Source organism: Kocuria sp. BT304 (assembly GCF_003290245.1).
Lineage (GTDB): Bacteria > Actinomycetota > Actinomycetes > Actinomycetales > Micrococcaceae > Kocuria > Kocuria rhizophila_A.
Genome location: NZ_CP030039.1, coordinates 2,346,043 through 2,365,310, shown reverse-complemented (window position 1 = coordinate 2,365,310; position 19,268 = coordinate 2,346,043). Strand labels below are relative to the sequence as shown.

Sequence of the window (19,268 nt, the reverse complement as noted above, 5' to 3'; positions counted from 1 at the left end):
TGGGCCGCTGCGCAACGGCGTGCGCCCGGGCTCAGCACCTCACATGAAGCGGTCGAGCAGGCTCGTCTCCGCCATCCGGGACAGCGACTCCCGCACGGTGCGGGCCCGCTGCTCGCCGATCCCCTCGACGGACATGAGGTCCTCCAGGTTGGCCGCCATGAGGGACTGCAGACCGTCGAACTGCGCAACGAGACGCTTGGCCACCGCACCGGGCATGGACTTGATGCCCTCGAGCAGCCGGTAGCCGTGGGGGTGCAGATCCGTCTCCAGATTTCCCTGCGGGCCGGTGAGGCCGACTGCCGCCGCGACCCTCTGCAGGTCGATCAGCTCCGCCGGTGACAGCTGTGAGAGCGCCTCCAGCGCCGCCTCCACGGCCGCGCTGTCTGTGGCCTCCGGAAGATAGTCGCGCAGCACCACGTCCGGGCCCGGGCCGGTGCCCGCGGTGAGCTCCTCCAGCTGCAGCGAGATCAGGCGGCCGTCCGCCCCGAGCTCCAGCACGTACCAGCTGATCTCCTCCGAGATCCGCCGCACCATCTCCATGCGCTGCAGGGTGAGGGCCACGTCCCGGGCGGTCACCGCGGCCTCGATCTCCAGCGCGGAGAGGCTGCCAAGCACCTGCTCGAGCCTGTTGCTGTAGTGCTCCAGGGTCTGCAGGGCCTGGTTTGCCCGGGCCATGATCGCCTGGGAGCCTTCGATGGCGTAGCGGTGCTCGTCCTTGTAGATGGTGATCACGCTCATGGACGCGCTCACCGAGATCACGGGCACACCGGTCTGCTTGGCCGTGCGCTCCGCGGAGCGGTGCCGCGTGCCCGACTCCTGGGTGGTGATGGCGGCATCCGGCATGAGCTGGACGCCCGCCTTGAGGATCCGGGTGGCGTCCCGGTCGCACACGATCGCACCGTCCATCTTGGCGAGCTCGCGCAGCTTGGTGGGGGTGAACCCGGTGTCGATGTCGAAGCCCCCGGAGCACAGGGACTCCACCGAGCGGTCGAATCCCAGCACGATCAGCGCGCCGGTGCGGCCTCGCAGGATGCGCTCCAGCCCGGTGCGCAGCTCCGTGCCGGGAGCCACTCTGGCGAGGGTCTTGCGCAGGGCGGATTCACGAGTTTTCACCACGGCCTCATTCTAGAGCGGCACCGACGGCGCTCATCCGGCGCGCACGCACTCAGCCGGCACGGCGAGCAGTCACCCGGCACGACGAGGGCTCGCCCGGATTGCGGGCGCCTGTCAGCCCGGGGGGGTGCTCACCCGGTCCGTGAACGCACACCCGCCCCGACAGCGTTCAGCCGCCGCCATGGGCGCTGGTTCGATCTACCCGCGCTCACGCGGACCGTGGTCGCTCTCAGACCCCGCCCGCGCTGGACTGCCGCCGTGTGTGCTTGCTCGACCCGCCCGTGCTCACCCGGCGCGCGCCGGGAACAGCAGCTCCATGGCCCCGTTCACAGTGGTGACCTCGCGCACCGAGAACCCCGGGGGGATGCTTCCGGGGCCGCTGGGGGAGGCGGGGACCACGGCGTGGGTGAACCCGAGGCGGGCGACCTCCTGGATCCGCCGGTTGATCTCGGGGACGGGCCGGACCTCCCCCGCGAGCCCGATCTCCCCGAAGCACACGAGGCGCTGGGGGAGGGGACGGTCCTGCGCGGCCGAGGCCAGGGCCATGCACACCGCGAGGTCCGTGGCGGGTTCGCTCAGCCGCACCCCGCCCACCGTGGAGACGTAGCAGTCCATGGCGGCCAGGCCCACTCCCGCGCGCCGCTGCAGCACCGCGAGCAGCATGGCCACACGGGAGCCGTCCAGCCCGGAGGTGGCCCGGCGCGGCTGCGCGGTGCTGGACTTGTCGAGCAGCGCCTGGACCTCGGCCAGCAGCGGACGCCTGCCCTCCACCGTGACGCTCAGGCACGTCCCCGCCACGGGCACGGGCGTGCGGGAGACGAACAGCCCGGACGGGTCCGAGACCGAGCGGATCCCGTTCTCCTCGAGGTCGAAGCACCCCACCTCGTCCGTGGGGCCGAAGCGGTTCTTGACGGCGCGCAGCAGGCGGATCCGGGAGTGCTTGTCCCCCTCGAACTGGCACACCACGTCCACCAGGTGCTCGAGCAGCCGGGGCCCCGCGATGGAGCCCTCCTTGGTCACGTGGCCCACGAGCAGCGTGGTCATGTTCCGGGTCTTGGCCGCGTGGATCAGACTGGCCGCGACCTCGCGCACCTGGCTCACCCCGCCGGCCGACCCCTCGATCTCCGGGCTCGCGAGCGTCTGCACCGAGTCCACGACCAGCAGATCCGGGTCCAGGGCCGCCACCTGGGCCAGGGCCATGGAGAGGTCCGTCTCCGCCGTGAGGTACAGGGTGTCCGAGAGCGCGTCAATGCGCTCCGCCCGCAGCTTGACCTGGGCGGCGGACTCCTCGCCGGTGACGTACAGGACTGTGCGCGGTGCGCCGTCGTCCGCGCCCGGTGTGGTGGCGGGACCGCGGGCCACCTTGGCGGCGGCGTCGAGCAGCAGGGTGGACTTGCCCACCCCCGGCTCACCGGCGAGCAGGATGACAGCGCCCGGCACCAGTCCGCCGCCCAGCACCCGGTCCAGTTCCGGGACGTTCGTAGGCGTGAACCGTGCCAGGGCGGAGTCCACGGCGGCAATGGGCTGCGCAGGGGTGGCCACGCTGGCCGCCGCCCGCGTGCGGCCGTGCTCCTGGTCCGTGCCCATCTCCTGCACGGTGCCCCACGCCTGGCACTGCCCGCACCGGCCCACCCACTTGGCCGTGGTCCAGCCGCACTCGGTGCAGCGGTAGCTCGTGGACTGCTTGCGGGTCTTGGTGGCCATGGCCCCACCGTAGGATCCCGGTCCGACGCGCATAAGCCGCCCGGGGCCCGGTTCCGAGGGTCAGCGGCGCTCGAGCGGCGGAAGGTGCCGCGTGGCGCTCTCGTGGGAGACTCCCGCGGCCTCGAGGAGGTCCACGACCATGGGTCGCAGCATCAGCACGAGCGCCTCGCCCTCCATGGTGCGGATGCCCATGGCGCCCGGCTCGAGGCGCTCCGCCACGGAGAAGAGCTCGTTGCGGGTCTGGCGCAGGTAGCTCTCCCGGCTCTGGGCGTGGCTCTCGCGCAGGGCGTGGCCGTAGCTCAGAACGGCGTCGGAGAGGTCGGCGAGGGCCTCGGAGAGAGAGGTCACGGCGTCGTCGGCGAGCGTGACCCGGTTGAGCACCGAGGCGAGCCGGCGCGCGAACACCCGCGAGTTGCGCACCGCGAGGTCCAGGTACCTGATGCTCTCGCTGAGCTCGTCGATCTCCCGGCGGTAGCGGCGGTACAGGGGGGAGGCGTGGGCGATCTCCCGGGACCCGGTGAGCCCGGTGCGGACGGAGTCCACGAGCGGCTGGGTCTGCCGACCCCGCACCAGGGCGTGCCACGCGAGCCGGGAATCGGTGTCCGCCACGGCCCGGGAGCAGTCGTTGAGCATCTGGGTGAACTCGGTGATCAGGGCGCTGAGGTCCTGCCGCGGCTCCCGGCGGGGGTCCTGGGGCACCACGTAGGCCAGCAGCAGGGCGCACAGGCACCCGACCACGGCGTCCAGGGACCGTCCGAAGACCCCGTCCTGGGAGGGCGGCAGCAGCACCACCAGCACGGACTGCAGGCCCATCTGGGTGGTGAAGATCGCCCCGTTGTCCAGGAACCGGGCCAGCAGCAGGGACACCAGCAGCACCACGGCCGCCTGCCACTCACCGGGGCCCAGCACGTGGATCAGCAGGTCACCCATGACGATGCCGAGCGTGCAGCCGATCGAGACCTCCAGCACGCGCCGGTAGCGCAGCCCGCCCTTGGCGTAGCCCAGGGACACGAGCGCGGCGGTGGCCGCGAAGATGGGCCCGTGGTGTCCCAGCAGCCGCTCGGCGATCACGTAGGCGCCCACCGCGGCCAGGGTCATCTGCACGGCCTGGAACAGCCCGGACGTCATGCGTGCCCAGCCGGTGCGGCTGCGGTGCTCCACGTGCTCGAGCACACGGCGGGACCGGGAGCGGGGGTGAGCTGCTTCCGAGGACGCCATGAGGCCATCCTAGATCCGGGACGGGCAGCGCCCGGCCGGAGGCCCCAGCGCGGCGCGCGGTGGCAGGTGTTAATCGTCCGTTCACCTTCCCGGCCGAATCTGGCAACATCCGCTACCTACCGTGATCGCGGGCGCGCTGCGATCGCAGCGGCGACGGGCGTCGGGCTGCGACGTCACCCACCCCGCCGGACTTGCCGGTACACGCCTTTCGAAGGAGAAACAGTGAAGGTTTCGCACGTTGGCCGCTCGGCCGCAGTTCTGGCCATTGGTGCCCTCGCCCTGACCGCTTGCGGTTCCGACAACCCCACCGGCAGCAGCGGGGGCGGCGGCGGGGACAAGGGTGTCTCCGGAACCCTGACCGGCATCGGCGCCTCCTCGCAGCAGGCCGCCATGACCGCGTGGCAGAACGGCTTCCAGTCCTCCAACAACGGGGCCACGGTGCAGTACTCCCCGGACGGCTCCGGCGCGGGGCGCAAGGCGTTCCTGGCCGGCGGCGCCAACTTCGCGGGCTCGGACGCGTACCTGTCCGAGAAGGAGCTGCCGGACGCCAAGAAGCAGTGCGGCGACGCCGGGGCCATGGACCTGCCGGTCTACGTGTCCCCGATCTCCGTGGCGTTCAACCTGCCCGGCATCGAGTCCCTCAACCTCGACGCCCCCACCATCGCCAAGATCTTCAAGGGCGAGATCAAGAAGTGGAATGCCGAGGAGATCAAGCAGCAGAACCCGGACGCCAAGCTGCCGGACACCGCCGTGACCGTGGTGCACCGCAGCGACGACTCCGGCACCACCGAGAACTTCACCGACTACCTCAGCAAGGCCGCGCCCAAGGACTGGACGGACGAGCCGGACCAGGCCTGGCCCTCCAAGTACGCCGCCGAGAACAACAAGGGCACCTCCGGCGTGGTCTCCACCACCTCCAGCACCGAGGGTGCCGTGACCTACGCCGACTCCTCGGCCGTGGGCGACCTCGGCACCGCGGCCATCAAGGTGGGCGAGAAGTACGTCAAGCACTCGCCCGAGGCCGCGGCCAAGGCCGTGGAGGTCTCCAAGCAGGTCGAGGGCCGCAGCGAGCACGACCTCGCCATGAACATCCAGCGCGACACCAAGGAGGCCGACGCCTACCCGCTCGTGCTGATCTCCTACCACGTGGTCTGCGCCCAGTACGACTCCAAGGAGACCGCGGACCTCGTGAAGGCCTTCGAGACCTACGTGGTCTCCGAGGACGGCCAGAAGACCGCCGCGGACGCCTCCGGCTCCGCCCCCCTGTCCCCGGCGCTGCGGGACAAGGCCAAGGCGGCCGTGGACACCATCTCCGCGAAGGGCTGATCCAGCCCTGAGCGGTGACTGCGGCGTCGGCGCGTTCAGCGTGCCGACGCCGCAGTCACGCGCCCACCCGTGGGCGCCCGCCACGTCCTACGCTGGGCAGTGGCCACAGCCCAGCTCGCCCCACACCTGATCGAAGGGACTGGTTCATGTCCACCACCGTCAGCACACGGAAACCGGAGTCGACGTCCTCGGCCGCCGGTCGTGCCGGTGACTCCGTCTTCTCCGGGCTCAGCCTGGCCGCCGGCATCCTCATCTTCGTGGTCCTCGCGGCCGTGGCCCTCTTCCTGTTCCTGCAGGCGCTGCCCACGTTCACCGCGGACCCGGCGAAGATCACCGGGGGCGAGGGGTTCCTCGCCTACATCTGGCCGCTCATCGTGGGCACGCTGATCGCCTCGGTGATCGCCCTGGTCATCGCCACGCCCGTGGGGATCCTGGTGGCCCTCTACATCTCCCACTACGCCCCGGCCAGGGTCTCCCGGCCCGTGGGGTACGTGATCGACCTCCTGGCCGCGATCCCCTCCGTGATCTTCGGCGCGTGGGGTGCCACGGTGCTCGCGCCCGCGCTCGTGCCGCTGTACACGTGGCTCAGCGAGCACCTCGGGTTCATTCCCTTCTTCGGGGGCCCCGCCTCCCAGACCGGCAAGACCATGCTCACCGCGGGGGTGGTGCTGGCCATCATGATCCTGCCGATCATCACGTCCATGTCCCGGGAGATCTTCACCCAGACGCCCAAGCTCCACGAGGAGGCGGCGCTCGCCCTGGGTGCCACCCGGTGGGAGATGATCCGCATGTCGGTGCTGCCGTTCGCGCGTCCCGGCATCATCTCCTCGGTCATGCTCGCCCTGGGCCGTGCGCTCGGCGAGACCATGGCCGTGGCGCTCGTGCTCTCCTCCGGGCCCATGATCCCGTCCCTCATCAAGTCCGGTAACCAGACCATCGCGGCGGAGATCGCACTGAACTTCCCCGAGGCCTACCAGCTGCGGCTGTCCGAGCTGATCGCGGCGGGCCTCGTGCTGTTCCTCATCACCCTGGTGGTCAACATGATCGCTCGCGCCATCATCGCTCGCTACAAGGAATTCTCGGGGGCCAACTGATGTCCACGTCCACCCACACCCCGGGCGTCTCACCCGTCCGCCAGTCCAAGCTCACCCGCGGTCAGCGCCCCAAGTGGCTGATCCCCGTCATCGGCCTGGGGGCCGTGGTGGCGGGTGCCGCGATCGCGGCGCTGCTCGGGTTCAGCATCGCCCTGTGGGCGCTGTTCGCCGCCGTGATCTTCCTGGTCGTCGGCCCCCTGGCCGTGGGCCTGATCGAGGGCCGCCGTGCCGGGTCCGACTCGCTGATGACCTTCCTGGTCTACTCAGCGTTCGTGCTGGCGGTCATCCCGCTGGTCTCCGTGATCTGGACCGTGCTGGTCAACGGGGTCCCCGGGCTCACGTCCGACTTCCTGCTCACCTCCATGAACGGGGTCACCGGCCTGCAGGACAACAACGCCCACTCGTCGGGCCAGGTGATGGGCGGCGCGTACCACGCCGTCGTGGGCACGGTGTCCATCACCTTCTGGGCCACGCTGATGTCCGTTCCCGTGGGGCTGCTGACCGCGATCTACCTGGTCGAGTACTCCCGCGGGGGATGGCTCGGCAAGGCGATCACGTTCTTCGTGGACGTGATGACGGGCATCCCGTCCATCGTGGCGGGCCTGTTCGCGGCCGCCCTCTTCGGGATGATCTTCGGTCCCTCCACCCGCACCGGGTTCGTGGCGGCCGTGGCGCTGACCGTGCTGATGATCCCCACGGTGGTCAAGAACACCGAGGAGATGCTGCGGATCGTGCCCAACGAGCTGCGCGAGGCCTCCTACGCCCTGGGCGTGCGCAAGTGGCGGACCATCCTCAAGGTGGTGATCCCCACGTCCATCTCCGGCATCGCCTCGGGCGTGACCCTGGCGATCGCGCGCGTGATCGGGGAGACAGCGCCCCTGCTGGTCACGGCCGGCTTCGCCTCGGCCATCAACTGGAACTCGTTCTCAGGGTGGATGACCACGCTGCCCACGTTCATCTACTACCAGATCATGAACCCCACCTCGCCCACGAACCCGGATCCCTCCCTGCAGCGGGCCTGGGCGGCGGCGCTGATCCTGATCATCATCGTGATGCTCCTGAACCTCGGGGCGCGCCTGGTCGCCCGTGCGTTCGCTCCCAAGACCGCCGGCCGCTGACCGGCCCCACTCGACCGAAGGACAAGCAACCATGTCGAAGCGCATCGACGTCGACCACCTCAACGTCTACTACGGGGACTTCCTGGCGGTCCAGGACGTCAGCATGAACATCGAGCCCCGCTCCGTGACGGCCTTCATCGGGCCGTCCGGCTGCGGCAAGTCGACGTTCCTGCGGACGCTCAACCGCATGCACGAGGTCATCCCCGGGGCCTACGCCGAGGGCAAGGTGCTGCTGGACGGGGACGACCTCTACGGCAAGGGCGTGGACCCGGTGACCGTCCGGTCCATGGTGGGCATGGTCTTCCAGCGGCCCAACCCGTTCCCCACCATGTCCATCCGGGACAACGTGCTCGCCGGGGTCAAGCTGAACAACAAGCGGATCTCGAGCAGCGAGGCCGATGAGCTCGTGGAGAGCTCCCTGCGCGGCGCCAACCTCTGGAACGAGGTCAAGGACCGCCTGGGCAAGCCCGGTTCCGGGCTCTCCGGTGGTCAGCAGCAGCGCCTGTGCATTGCGCGCGCGATCGCCGTGAAGCCGGACGTGATCCTCATGGACGAGCCCTGCTCCGCCCTGGACCCCATCTCCACCCTGGCCATCGAGGACCTCATCAACGAGATCAAGACCGACTACACGGTGGTCATCGTCACGCACAACATGCAGCAGGCGTCGCGTGTCTCGGACAAGACGGCGTTCTTCAACATCGAGGGCACCGGCAAGCCCGGCCGGCTCATCGAGTACGCGCCCACCTCGGAGATCTTCAACACCCCGCGGAAGAAGGAGACCGAGGACTACGTCTCGGGCCGCTTCGGCTGATCCCGCGGCACTCGCTCCGGCCCGGTTCCCGCCACGCGGGGGCCGGGCCGCTCTGTGTTCGGGCGTGCTCCGCGGAGACTCCGGGGACCGTGGTCCGGGAGCGGGTCAGGGCGCGGGCAGCAGCGGGGAGACGGCCAGGAACAGCACCGCGGACACCAGCCCGCACACCGGCACGGTGAAGAGCCACGTGGCCACCACGCGCACCAAGGTGGCGTGGTAGACGGTGCGGAACTTCTGCGCCGAGCCTGCGCCCAGGATCGCGGCCGTGCTGGTCTGCGAGCTGGACAGCGGGATGGGGGAGAGGAACGCCCCCACGAACAGCAGCGCGCCCGAGACGGTCTGGGCGATCGCCCCGCGCAGCGGATCGAGGGAGACCACCCGGGAGGAGAGCGTGTAGGAGATCCGCCAGCCGCCCATGAGGGTGCCGACCGCGAGGCACAGGCCCACCAGCGCGCTGAGCCACAGGGGGATGCTCTGGCGGGAGATCCCGGAGCCGGCGATCAGGAGCAGCACCACCAGGATCCACAGGGCGCGCCGGGCGTGCTGGATGCCGTGGCCGAAGTGGATGGCCGCCGCGCCCGTGGCCTGCACCACCCCGGCGCGGAAGTTCACCCGGCCGGGGGTCTGGTGCTGGACCATGTGGACCAGGGGGATCACCAGCACGAACGCGAGGGCGAACGCGATCAGTGGGGACACGAGCATGGGGACCAGCACGTTCCAGGAGAAGTAGGGCCCCAGGGCGAGCTCGTAGCCGTGCAGGTCCACCGCGCGGGCGCCGAGCAGGGCCCCTACCACGGCGCCGCCGATGGCCGCGGTGGAGGACGCCGGCATCCGCCACCACCACGTGATCAGGTCCCAGCCGATGGCCGTGACAAGCGCGCAGATCAGCGCCACCGCACCCACGAGGCCGAGGGGCACGGGGATCTCGAACGTGATCATGCGGTTCAGCACGAGGCCCACCAGCAGCGCACCCAGCATGTTGAACACCGCGCCCAGCCACAGGGCCACGCGCGGTGTGAGCGCGTTGAAGCGCACGGGCAGGGCCACCGCGTTGGAGGCGTCGTGGAAGCCGTTGACCACGGTGAAGATCAGCGTGAGGACCACGCCCGCGAAGGCCAGCACGTCGGTCATGGCGGGTCAGTACTCCGTGACGAGGATGCGGCCCACCTCGCTGGAGACCTGGCCCAGGGCCTGGGCGGCGTCGAAGAGCTGCTGGGCGGTGTCCATGCGGCGGATCGCCTGGGCGGGCTTGAACTCGTCCATGAGGCTCGCGCGGTAGACCCGCTGGGTGCGCTCGGCCTGCCGGGTGAGGCGCATCATCTCGAACCAGTAGTCGTCCAGCTCGTCGAAGCTGCTCAGCCGCCCCATGGCCTTGCGGGTCATGTGGGACATGTGCTGGATCACGGCCAGCTGCTCGGTGGCGTGGGAGCTGGGCCGCTCCACCCTGTACTGGCGGTGCAGCTCCGCGCAGGCCACGAGGCACTGCACGGCGCGCAGCAGCCAGCGGCCCAGGACGTAGAGGTCCTGGCGGGGGATGGGCACCACGTACGAGGAGCGCGTGGTGGTCATGAGCGAGAAGTAGAGGTTGGTGCAGCGGTCCTCGGTGTCCAGCAGACCCGTGATGGGCCGCTCCCACACCTTGTCCGCCTGCCCGATGTGCTCCGAGAGCTGCTCCACGGCGGTGATCACGCACTGGCTCATCTGGACCAGCAGGTCGGTGACGCGCTCGTCCGCGGGGAAGATCCGAAAGGCCATCCATCCGTCCTCTGGGTTGACGCGCCGTGAAGTGTCGGCGACATGCTACCCAACCAACATGAACGGACCCGTTGCGCCACGGGGGAGGAGGTAGGCGGTGCCGGACCGGGAGCGCCTCTCGGCGGAAGGCCGCTCGTAGCGGCTAAATGATGGAGCCCGGGGCTGCCACGGCCCGACACCTGCTCCCAGTCTACCGCCGGGCCCCCGGTGCGCTCCAAACCCTGGCGCTCTGCCAAACCTCGGCGCCCCCCAGACCCCGGCGCGCTCCAGACCCCGGCCGACTGCACACCCCCGGCGCGTTCCGGGAGGAGAAGACCGCCGGGGCGCGGCGTCACTCCAGGTGGCCGAGGCGCCAGGCCCGCGCGGCGGCGTCGAGGTCCTCGGCGGTGCGCAGCAGGCGGGGGATCCGCTCCCAGGGGTGGGCGACGCTCAGCCCGGGGACGTCCAGGGTGTGCTCCTGGCCCGTGGCCACCACCCGGCAGAAGGCCGCGAAACGCTCCAGGGCGACGTCGAACTCGCCGGTGAAGGCTCCCGAGAGGATGGCGTCCGCGACGTCGCAGATCTCCTCCGCGCCCGGCGGGTCCGCCACGCCCGCGACCACGTGCGGCACCTGGGCCGCGTGGCGCCCGGCCGCGAACCACCGGCTCATCCGGTGGGGGTCCGTGCGTGCCGCGGCTCGCAGCGCGTAGAGCCGCCACAGGGCCCCGGGCAGGGACACGGCCGGGGCCTGCGCCCACATCTCCGCGAGCCCTTCGAGGCCCTGCTCGTCCGTGAGCCGCACGAGCCGCTCCCGGACCTGCGGATCGCGCGAGGACCGGCCCCGGGAGACGAGCGCCTGGGCGGCCAGGTGCGCGGCCTCGGACACGCGGGCAGGGTCCGTGCCGCCCTCGTGGGCGTCGAACTTACCGGGGGAGAACTTCACGGGTGAGTGGTGGGTACGGCGATCGGACATGCGCCCGAGTGTACGCCCGGCCCGGACGCGTCCCCGAGCCGGTGCCGCCCGGATCAGTCCGCCGTGTGCGTCTCACCGGCCTGCTGGCGCCAGCGCTCCTCGATACGCAGCATGGCCTGCTGGCTGACCGCGCGCCACCAGCGCAGCGCGAGTGCGGGGTCCTCCTCCTCGATCCGCGCGATGGCCTCCGGCGACAACCGGTGCGCGGTCACGGGGGTGAGGGCAGTGAAGGTCACGAGGTAGCGCAGCTCGGTACCCAGGGCGATCTCCCCGAAGCTCATGCCGGGCCCGATCACCTCGAGCTCCACGCGGTCGCCCTGGGGGGAGCGGCGGGAGACCTCCACGCTGCCGGAGGTGACCATGTACACGCCGCTGAACTTCTGCCCGGTGCGCAGCAGGGTGGCCCCGGCGTCCCACTCCACGGACTCCGTGTGGGCGCGGATGCGGCGGACATCCTCCTCGGCCAGGGTGCTCAGCAGCTCGGAGCGGGTGGAGTGCACGTTGTCCGGTGTGCAGGTGGCGTCCCCGAACTGCTCCAGGATCCGCTCCTCGGCCCACGTGAGGGCCTCGGCGCGCGTGGCGAACACGGTCATGGGGTGCTCCAGCCCGCGCGTGTGCTCGCCGCTCTTCTCCGCGATCAGCACCATGTGGTGCCCGGTGCTCTCCACCTGTTCCGCGGTGCGGGAGAGCATGGGGATCACGAACCGCGCCATGTCGTCGACCTGCCGGATGTCCACGAGCACGTACCGGGAGCGCCGGGCGGCGTCGCGGACCGTGCGCACGGCGGTCTCCGCCCCCGCGAACCGCAGGTCCCCCTGCAGCTCGATGATCCGGGCGTCCTCACCGTGCTGCTCCAGGACCTCGCTGGCGGCCTCGTTGCGGCGCACCAGAGAGGGGGCCTCGGCGAGGGTGTACTCGGAGCGCACCGTGGAGTGGCCGTTGCGCTCGGTGCGTGCGAAGTGCAGGTCCAGGTCCTGGGTCAGGCGCTCGCACGCGGCCACGCCGCGCACCGAGTTCCCGTGCCGGTCCAGGGGCGGGGAGAACACCGCCACCGCGAGCTGACCCGGGAGCACCGCGATCACGCCGCCGCTGACCCCGGATTTGGCGGGCAGGCCCACGCGCAGCGCCCATCGCCCGGCGTCGTCGTACATGCCGCACGTGCTCATCACGGACAGCACATCGGAGACCACCTCGGGCTCCAGCACCCGCTCACCCGTGACGGGGTTGCGCCCGCCGGCCGCCAGGGTGGCACCCATGCGTGCGAGGTCCACGCAGTTGAGCATCACCGCGCACTGGCCGAAGTAGTCGTCCAGGGCGCCCGTGGGGTCCCCGTCGATGATCCCACGGGAGGTCAGCAGCCACCCGAGGGCGCGGTTGCGGTCCCCGGCCCGCCGCTCCTGGGCCTGCACGTTCTTGTTGATCCGCAGCCGGCGCCCGGCGCATGCGGAGTAGAGCCGCAGGATCCGTTCCATGCGGGTGCCGTGGGACGTGTTGCGCACCAGGGACGTTGCGGCGATCGCGCCGGCGTTGATCATGGGATTGGACGGGCGCCCCGTCTCGGGCTGCAGCGAGATCTCGTTGAACGCGTCCCCGCTTGGCTCCACGTCGATCTTCTCGAACACCCCGTCAGCACCGCGGTCCGTGAGCGCCTGGGCGTACGTGAACGCCTTGGAGATGGACTGGAGGCAGAACTCGTGCCTGGTGTCCCCCGCCTGGTAGAGGGCGCCGTCCACGGTGGCCACGGCGATGCCGACCGTGGCCGGGTCCGCGTTCGCGAGCTCCGGGATGGAGGTGTTCACCGCTCCGCCCTCCACCGAGCGCAGGTCCTCGACCACGCGTCGCAGGTACTCGGTCACGGGGGAGGGGCCCAGCTTGGACATGGGGACGGTGCTCATCGGTGTTCCTCGGGGATCGCGGGGCCCCGCGGTGCGGCACGGGCAGCGGCCGTGGGCGGCGGGGATTCTCGACCTCCAGGTTCCCACATCCCCGGGCTCCCTCGGCGCCGACGCCGCCCGGGCACGGCTCCGGGGGCGGGGGGCTCTCCGTGCGGCGCGGGGGCGGCATGGCGATCCCCGTGCCCTGCGGTAGAGTGGCCGTGCTCGTTCGCGGAATGCCGCGCGAGCACGCGCCTTTAGCTCAGTTGGTAGAGCAGTGGACTTTTAATCCATGGGTCGTGGGTTCGAGCCCCACAGGGCGCACCACTCGTCCCGCCCCGGTTCCCTCCGATGCGGGACGTTCGTGTGTCCGAGCCCCGTTCGGCAGCGCCCGGCACGGGGTGCCGGGCCGGCGGGCGGCTGTCACCCGGGGGTGGTCACCCGCACGAGCCGCCGCAGCGCCCAGGACATGAGGGGGCGGTAGGCCAGCAGCACGGGTGCCGGGCCGTGCACCGTGATGCCCGCGCGGCAGCCGCCGCCCGCGGCCGGAGCGACGTCGTGCTCCAGCAGGAGGGCCACGGGACCCAGGCGCACCCGCCAGGACCAGCGCCACAGCGAGGGCTGCACCGTGAGCACCCAGAACGGCACGGGAATCAGGCCCACCGCCGTCACCGTGCCCTCCGCGCCGGGCCGCAGCGTCCGGACGTCGGAGCGGACACGCGTGAGGTGGGGTGCCCACGTGCTCCACAGGTCGAGCTGCTCGTAGTGCGCCCAGACGTCCGCGGGGCGGGCCGGGCCGGTGCGCGTCACGGTCATGTCCACCCCACCAGTGTGCGCCCGACCTGCGGCACCCGCGAGACCCCCGCACCGCAGGACGACGCCGCTGTCCCCACTTTGCGCTACGAACCCGCCGTGCCCCGCGCCGCGGGTCCGCGCGCGGATGCGGAAAACCCGGCCCTGACCTGGGGAAACATGCGAACAGCATGGCTTGTCCACACAACGGAGATCGTTGCGGACGCGTGTCCACACCGGTGGAAATCGGGGTGAGGCCGTGTCAGCATGAACACATCGCAGCACGGCAACGAGGTGCGGCGCGGTCATGACCGGGGGGAACACGGGCCGCTCGCACCCGCGCCGAGGTGGGCGACCAGCACGCCGGGGGGCGTGCCTGTGGACACCTCGACCGTGCGGCGTGGAAACGGAGTCGGTGCCGGGGGGCACGGACTCCGAGCGGATCTGATCCGCGCCGGTCACCGGCGTGTGCGTCCGCTGTGCCGAGAGGGTCCCTTCGGGGGAACGGACCCGGGCGCAGCGGGCGCATCACGTTAACGACTTCCCGCTCTCGCCCGACCGCTTATGCGTGTCCGAGCCGTTTGCCAGACTTCCGGACATGACCGAGACCGCGCCGTCCACCGACCTCCGCTCCCGCGCCCTGGAGCATCTGCGGGCGCTCACGGGCAATCCCGCGGCGGACTTCCACCCGGGCCAGTTCGAGGCCGTCTCGGCGCTCGTGCAGGACCACCGCAGGGCCCTCGTGGTCCAGCGCACCGGGTGGGGCAAGTCCGCCGTCTACTTCCTCTCCGCGCTGCTCATGCGCGCCCAGGGATACGGCCCCACCCTGATCATCTCCCCGCTGCTCGCGCTGATGCGGGACCAGGTCTCGGCGGCCCGGCGTGCGGGGGTGCGCGCCGCGGCCATCTCGTCCGCGAACCCCACCGAGTGGGCGGAGATCTCCCAGGCCCTGGACCGCGGTGAGATCGACGTGCTGCTGGTCTCGCCCGAGCGGCTCAACAACCCCCGGTTCCGGGACGAGCAGCTGCCCCAGCTCGTGCAGCGGCTGGGTCTGCTGGTGGTGGACGAGGCGCACTGCATCTCGGACTGGGGCCACGACTTCCGGCCGGACTACCGCCGGATCAAGGACATGCTCGGGCGGCTTCCGGAGTCCGTGGCCGTGCTGGCCACCACCGCCACCGCGAACGAGCGCGTCATCGAGGACGTCCGCGAGCAGCTCGGTGTCGGCTCGGGATACTCCGGGGAGGTCTTCATGCTCCGGGGCCCGCTCTCCCGGGCGTCCCTGCGGCTGGGCGTGCTGCGCCTGCCCTCCACCGCGGCCCGGCTCGCGTGGCTGCTGGAGCACCTGGAGCAGCTGCCCGGCAGCGGGATCATCTACGCGCTGACCATCGGCGCCGCCGAGGACACCGCACGGGCGCTCACGGACGCGGGGCACCGGGTGGCGTCCTACACCGGCCGCACCGACGCCGCCGAGCGCGAGGAGCTCGAGACGGCCCTGAAGGACAACCAGGTCAAGGCGCTCGTGGCCACGTCCGCGCTCGGGATGGGTTTCGACAAGCCGGACCTCGGCTTCGTGGTGCACCTCGGCGCGCCCTCCTCGCCCGTGGCGTACTACCAGCAGGTGGGGCGTGCGGGGCGTGCCACGGACAGTGCGGACGTCCTGCTCCTGCCCGGGGCGGAGGACCGCGAGATCTGGGAGTACTTCGCCACCGCCTCCATGCCCACGGAGGCCAAGGCCACTGCGGTGCTCACCGCGCTCGCCGAACAGGGCGGCCCCCTCTCCGTGGCGGCACTGGAGCCCCGGGTCAACATCAAGCGCTCCCCGCTGGAGCTGCTGCTGAAGGTTCTCGCGGTGGACGGTGCCGTGGAACGGGTGGGTGGTGGCTGGCAGGCCACCGGCCGGCCCTGGCACTACGACGCCGCCCGGTACGAGCGGGTGGCCAGGGCGCGGGCGGACGAGCAGCAGGCGATGCTGGACTACCAGGTCACGGACGAGTGCCGCATGCAGTTCCTGACCCGCCGGCTCGACGACCCCACGGGGGAGCCCTGCGGCCGCTGCGACGTGTGCGCGGGGCCGTGGTACCCCACGGGTGTCGCGTCCGCGGCCTCGGACGCCGCGGATGCCGCCCTGCACCGCGCGGGGGTGCCCGTGGAGCCCCGCGCGCAGTGGCCCACGGGCATGGACCGGCTCGGGATCCCGGTCAAGGGCAAGATCCCCGAGACCGAGCGAGCGGAACGCGGCCGGGCCGTTGCCCGTCTGACCGATCTCGGGTGGGGCGGTCGGCTCCGGGAGGTGTTCCACGCGGATGCGGAGGGCCGGCCGGTGGACACGGAAGTCACCGCGGACCTGGGGCGGGCGGCCCTGACCGTCCTGGCCCAGTGGGACTGGCAGCAGCGCCCCACCGCGGTGGTGGCCATGCCCTCGCTCTCACGGCCCCGGCTGGTGGACACCCTGGCCCGCGGCATCGCCTCGGCGGGGCACCTTCCGTTCTGGGGTGCACTGGACCTGAACCCGGAAGTCCCCCGGGGATCGCACGGCGGCAACAGCGCGTACCGGCTCGCGGAGGTGTGGGACCGCTTCATGGTCCCGGCGGAGCTCACGCAGACACTGGCGAGCTCCCCGCGTGCCGTGGTGCTGCTGGTGGACGATCTCGTGGACAGCCGGTGGAGCCTCACCGTGGCGGCGCGGGAGCTGCGGCAGGCCGGTGCCGAGGTGGTGCTGCCCTTCGCGCTGGCCGCGCAGGGCTGAGCGGGGCGGTGGAGGGACATCGGACGTGCCCGCCCGGCCCGTCACTCAGGTCGTGCCCGTCTCCCTGGCCTATCCTGACGGCATGGTCAACCCCGTCGATGCACCGCTCGTGGAGATCGTCATCCCCGTGCACTCCCTTGCACGCCCCCTGTCGAGGGCGGTGGCGTCAGCGTTGCTCGCGGGCCCGGGCGCCGGGCCGGGTCAGTGCCGTGTGACGGTCGTGGCGCACCACCTGTCCGTGGAGCAGGCCCGCGGGATGCTGACCGAGGACCAGCGCGCAGCGGTCTCGGTAATCGAGTGCGAGGACCGGGGCACCACGGCGGCCGTGCCCCGCAACGAGGCGCTGCGGCGGTGCACCGCCCGCTACATCGCCTTCCTGGACAGCGATGACACCCTGGATCCCGGTTCTGTCACGCGATGGCTGGGCATCGGCGAACGCCGGGGCAGCGATCTGGTGATCCCGTTCCAGCACCACGACCCCGGGCGGGTGGACATCACACCCATCACCCGGCCCTTCCGCTCCGCCCGGCTGGACCCGGTGAAGGACAGGCTGGGGTACCGCAGTACCGCTTTCGGGCTCGTGCGGATGGCCGCTGTTCACAGGAGCGGAGCCACTTTCGACGAGGCAGTGCGTACGGGCGAGGACCAGTCGTTCGTCATGGCCCTCTACACAGGGTGTTCACGCATTGACTACGCGCCCGGCCTCCCGGGCTACCTGATCCACGGCGACGCGGACGTTCGGGTGTCGCAGCAACTCCTCCCCCTGCGGGAAGAGGTCGCAGCGGCCGTGGATCTGACGGCCCACGCCTGGTTCGCCAAAACCTCGGGCGAGCTGAGAGCGTCGCACATCCTCAAGTACATCCGAGTGAACTTCTTCCCAGCCGTGCACGGCCTGGCGGCGGGTGGAGTGTGGGACACGGAGCATGCTGCAGAGGCTCGGGCCGTGACCGGAGAACTACTGGCGCACGCGCCGCACGTGGCGGACCGGTTGTCACGCACGGACCGCCGTGTCCTCGATCTTCTGCAACGGCCCGTGGCGGGGGCTGAGGTGGAGGCCGCTCTTGCGGCGCGACGTCGTTTCGCGACACCGGGCGCGCTGCTCACGACAGATCCGCGCTGGCTCCTCGACCGGCAGAGTCCCCTGCGAGTGATAGGGGCGAGTGGGGTGCAGACGATCCGCTACAAGCTCGGCCTGCGAGCACCGCGACGCAGGGGCTGATCCCCGCCGCGGGATCCCGGTCGGGGTCAGCTGCGGTTCAGCCGGCGTCGCAGCTCGCCCACGCGGGGTGCGAGGTCTCGCCACGAGATGAGGCACCACACGATCAGGAAGGCCACGGTTGCCAGGATCGTGGCAACAATTCCGGGTGTGGTCGTGATCCACCAGAGGCAGGCCAGCACCACCGTGTAGCCCGCCACCACGCGGAGCATGAGCCCGCGCCAGGCCATGCGGTCGTGGATCCACACGATCACCAGCGGTCCCAGGGAGCTGACGAGGCACCCCACGAGATATCCCAGGGCCGCAGCCATGATCCCCAACCGGGAACCCCACCACACGATCGTGCCAACACCCAGGAGAAGACCCACGGCGTTGCATGCCGCCAGCGCGCGGACACCCCAGTTCTCACCCCCGTTGAGCCGGGAGTTGGAGGCGTTGAAGCTCGTGGCGGACACCGCGAAGAACAGGACGACCAGGAGAGGGGCGGCCTGCGTGAACTCCTCCGCGCGGGCGTTGTAGAGGAGGTGGATGATGGGCTGCGCCCAGAGAATGCCGATGCCGAACACGGGAAGGAACACCAGGACCATGATCCGGAGGACCGAGTCGAGCTGACGTCGCATGCCCTCGTGGTCCCCTGCTGTGAACATGCGAGCCACCGCGGGAGCCAGCGCCACGAGCATGGAGGAGGACAGCATGCTTGCCGGCGTGGCAATGCTGACCGCGGCAGAGTACTGCCCCACGGCCTCAGGTGTGTCATAGTGCTTGCCGAGCATCATGGACAGTTGGAGCAGACCGGACGCGGTGAGAATGTTGACGGCCGCCCATGCCGTGAAGGCATTGATCTCCCGCTTGAGTCCTGCGGGCAGCGGCCCGCCGGAGGCGCGTGGCCAGCCGGGAACCGCGTACAGCAGATAGCCCACGCTCAACGGCAGGAGCAGCAGCGGGGTGAAACCGCCCAGGATCACGATGAGCAGCAGGGTCAGGGTGACGCCGGAACTGATGCAGTCCCACACTGCGGTGGTCACGAACTGGTTGTTGCCGGTCCGGACCCCGCGCACGAAGTTGTACGCGGACAGCGCCACCACCAGCAGACCGGCTGAGAGCGCGTAGCTCACCGGCAGGTGCAGGAAGGCGGTTGCGGCCACCACTGCGCCCACGGACAGGATCACGGTGGCCAGGGCCGCAGAGCGGGAGGTGTACACCGCCACGGAGAGCTGCTCGTCCCGGTGCTGCTGACCGCGCGCCATGGCGATGAATTTGGACGCGGCGTTTCCCGAGGCCTGTGGCCACAGCAGGACGAGGAACAGGGCCAGGGAGATCGCCAGATTGACCTGGCCGAGGACCTCACTGCCCAGGATGTTGCCGATCAGCAGGCTGTAGCCGAAGCGGGACAGCCCCTGTACGAAGACCGCCACCACCGTCAGCGCGAACGAGGACCCGATCGGGTTGTCCCTGTTCTCGTGGTTGGGCGGCGGGAAGAGAATGCCCCGCCATCTGCGCACGGGAGAGCTGGGAGCGGGGGAAGAGGTCACGCGATGGAGTGTAT

At 70.9% G+C, this 19,268-nt stretch carries 15 protein-coding genes and 1 tRNA gene; 7 read left to right on the top strand and 9 right to left on the bottom strand.

Annotation, left to right across the window (positions count from 1 at the left end; genetic code table 11):
• Window positions 1-39 precede the first annotated feature (39 nt).
• The 3 genes from disA to DNL27_RS10365 all read right to left on the bottom strand — a co-directional run bounded on the left by disA (window position 40) and on the right by DNL27_RS10365 (window position 4,035).
• Window positions 40-1,116, bottom strand: coding sequence for a DNA integrity scanning diadenylate cyclase DisA (gene disA, locus DNL27_RS10375; protein WP_112235493.1), 1,077 nt, complete (start codon window positions 1,114-1,116; stop codon window positions 40-42).
• A gap of 282 nt (window positions 1,117-1,398) precedes the next feature.
• Complete coding sequence (gene radA, locus DNL27_RS10370; RefSeq protein WP_112235826.1) at window positions 1,399-2,817, bottom strand: DNA repair protein RadA; 1,419 nt, start codon at window positions 2,815-2,817, stop codon at window positions 1,399-1,401.
• A gap of 60 nt (window positions 2,818-2,877) precedes the next feature.
• Window positions 2,878-4,035 carry an aromatic acid exporter family protein gene (locus DNL27_RS10365; RefSeq protein ID WP_112235492.1) on the bottom strand — a complete coding sequence of 386 codons (1,158 nt, stop codon included), beginning with the start codon at window positions 4,033-4,035 and terminating at the stop codon, window positions 2,878-2,880.
• Window positions 4,036-4,257: 222 nt separating this feature from the next.
• On the opposite strand from DNL27_RS10365, the gene pstS reads away from it, so the two are divergent.
• The 4 genes from pstS to pstB all read left to right on the top strand — a co-directional run bounded on the left by pstS (window position 4,258) and on the right by pstB (window position 8,384).
• The gene (pstS, locus tag DNL27_RS10360; protein WP_112235491.1) at window positions 4,258-5,361 is read left to right on the top strand and encodes a phosphate ABC transporter substrate-binding protein PstS; all 1,104 of its coding nucleotides are present in this window, start codon (window positions 4,258-4,260) and stop codon (window positions 5,359-5,361) included.
• A 146-nt stretch (window positions 5,362-5,507) separates the two neighbouring features.
• Window positions 5,508-6,455, top strand: coding sequence for a phosphate ABC transporter permease subunit PstC (pstC, locus tag DNL27_RS10355; RefSeq protein WP_012398975.1), 948 nt, complete (start codon window positions 5,508-5,510; stop codon window positions 6,453-6,455).
• Window positions 6,455-7,573, top strand: coding sequence for a phosphate ABC transporter permease PstA (pstA, locus tag DNL27_RS10350; protein WP_012398974.1), 1,119 nt, complete (start codon window positions 6,455-6,457; stop codon window positions 7,571-7,573). Before pstC ends, pstA begins: the two co-directional genes overlap by 1 nt.
• Window positions 7,574-7,604: 31 nt before the next feature.
• Window positions 7,605-8,384, top strand: coding sequence for a phosphate ABC transporter ATP-binding protein PstB (gene pstB / locus DNL27_RS10345; protein WP_012398973.1), 780 nt, complete (start codon window positions 7,605-7,607; stop codon window positions 8,382-8,384).
• A gap of 105 nt (window positions 8,385-8,489) precedes the next feature.
• Here the strand turns inward: pstB and DNL27_RS10340 are convergent, their stop codons facing one another.
• The 4 genes from DNL27_RS10340 to glsA form a co-directional block, all read right to left on the bottom strand.
• Window positions 8,490-9,515 carry an inorganic phosphate transporter gene (locus DNL27_RS10340; protein ID WP_112235490.1) on the bottom strand — a complete coding sequence of 342 codons (1,026 nt, stop codon included), beginning with the start codon at window positions 9,513-9,515 and terminating at the stop codon, window positions 8,490-8,492.
• Between the two features lie 6 nt (window positions 9,516-9,521).
• A complete protein-coding gene (locus tag DNL27_RS10335; protein ID WP_112235489.1) occupies window positions 9,522-10,139 on the bottom strand; it encodes a hypothetical protein in 618 nt (205 codons plus the stop codon).
• Window positions 10,140-10,470: 331 nt separating this feature from the next.
• Entirely contained in the window at window positions 10,471-11,091 is a 621-nt protein-coding gene (locus DNL27_RS10330) for a hypothetical protein (protein WP_012398970.1), read from the bottom strand.
• A gap of 53 nt (window positions 11,092-11,144) precedes the next feature.
• Window positions 11,145-12,986, bottom strand: a complete 1,842-nt coding sequence (glsA, locus tag DNL27_RS10325) for a glutaminase A (protein ID WP_112235488.1) — start codon at window positions 12,984-12,986, stop codon at window positions 11,145-11,147.
• Window positions 12,987-13,216: 230 nt separating this feature from the next.
• On the opposite strand from glsA, the gene DNL27_RS10320 reads away from it, so the two are divergent.
• A tRNA-Lys gene (locus tag DNL27_RS10320) sits at window positions 13,217-13,292 on the top strand.
• A 96-nt stretch (window positions 13,293-13,388) separates the two neighbouring features.
• Here the strand turns inward: DNL27_RS10320 and DNL27_RS10315 are convergent.
• Window positions 13,389-13,781, bottom strand: coding sequence for an SRPBCC family protein (locus DNL27_RS10315; RefSeq protein ID WP_041297410.1), 393 nt, complete (start codon window positions 13,779-13,781; stop codon window positions 13,389-13,391).
• Between the two features lie 574 nt (window positions 13,782-14,355).
• Between DNL27_RS10315 and DNL27_RS10310 the strand changes: the two genes are divergently transcribed.
• Both DNL27_RS10310 and DNL27_RS10305 read left to right on the top strand, forming a co-directional pair.
• Window positions 14,356-16,506: a RecQ family ATP-dependent DNA helicase gene (locus DNL27_RS10310; RefSeq protein WP_112235487.1), complete on the top strand. Its 2,151-nt coding sequence runs from the start codon at window positions 14,356-14,358 to the stop codon at window positions 16,504-16,506.
• Between the two features lie 82 nt (window positions 16,507-16,588).
• Entirely contained in the window at window positions 16,589-17,725 is a 1,137-nt protein-coding gene (locus tag DNL27_RS10305) for a glycosyltransferase (RefSeq protein WP_239494340.1), read from the top strand.
• A 26-nt stretch (window positions 17,726-17,751) separates the two neighbouring features.
• On the opposite strand, the gene DNL27_RS10300 is transcribed toward DNL27_RS10305, so the two are convergent.
• Window positions 17,752-19,254, bottom strand: coding sequence for a lipopolysaccharide biosynthesis protein (locus DNL27_RS10300; protein WP_239494339.1), 1,503 nt, complete (start codon window positions 19,252-19,254; stop codon window positions 17,752-17,754).
• Between the last annotated feature and the right edge of the window lie 14 nt (window positions 19,255-19,268).

Bases quoted from the DNA above. Each gene is read 5' to 3' on its own strand.
- radA (WP_112235826.1), bottom strand. From the start codon at position 2,817: ATGGCCACCAAGACCCGCAAGCAGTCCACGAGCTACCGCTGCACCGAG.
- DNL27_RS10365 (WP_112235492.1), bottom strand. From the start codon at position 4,035: ATGGCGTCCTCGGAAGCAGCTCACCCCCGCTCCCGGTCCCGCCGTGTG.
- pstC (WP_012398975.1), top strand. From the start codon at position 5,508: ATGTCCACCACCGTCAGCACACGGAAACCGGAGTCGACGTCCTCGGCC.
- pstA (WP_012398974.1), top strand. From the start codon at position 6,455: ATGTCCACGTCCACCCACACCCCGGGCGTCTCACCCGTCCGCCAGTCC.
- pstB (WP_012398973.1), top strand. From the start codon at position 7,605: ATGTCGAAGCGCATCGACGTCGACCACCTCAACGTCTACTACGGGGAC.
- DNL27_RS10340 (WP_112235490.1), bottom strand. From the start codon at position 9,515: ATGACCGACGTGCTGGCCTTCGCGGGCGTGGTCCTCACGCTGATCTTC.
- DNL27_RS10335 (WP_112235489.1), bottom strand. From the start codon at position 10,139: ATGGCCTTTCGGATCTTCCCCGCGGACGAGCGCGTCACCGACCTGCTG.
- DNL27_RS10330 (WP_012398970.1), bottom strand. From the start codon at position 11,091: ATGTCCGATCGCCGTACCCACCACTCACCCGTGAAGTTCTCCCCCGGT.
- glsA (WP_112235488.1), bottom strand. From the start codon at position 12,986: ATGAGCACCGTCCCCATGTCCAAGCTGGGCCCCTCCCCCGTGACCGAG.
- DNL27_RS10315 (WP_041297410.1), bottom strand. From the start codon at position 13,781: ATGACCGTGACGCGCACCGGCCCGGCCCGCCCCGCGGACGTCTGGGCG.
- DNL27_RS10310 (WP_112235487.1), top strand. From the start codon at position 14,356: ATGACCGAGACCGCGCCGTCCACCGACCTCCGCTCCCGCGCCCTGGAG.
- DNL27_RS10305 (WP_239494340.1), top strand. From the start codon at position 16,589: ATGGTCAACCCCGTCGATGCACCGCTCGTGGAGATCGTCATCCCCGTG.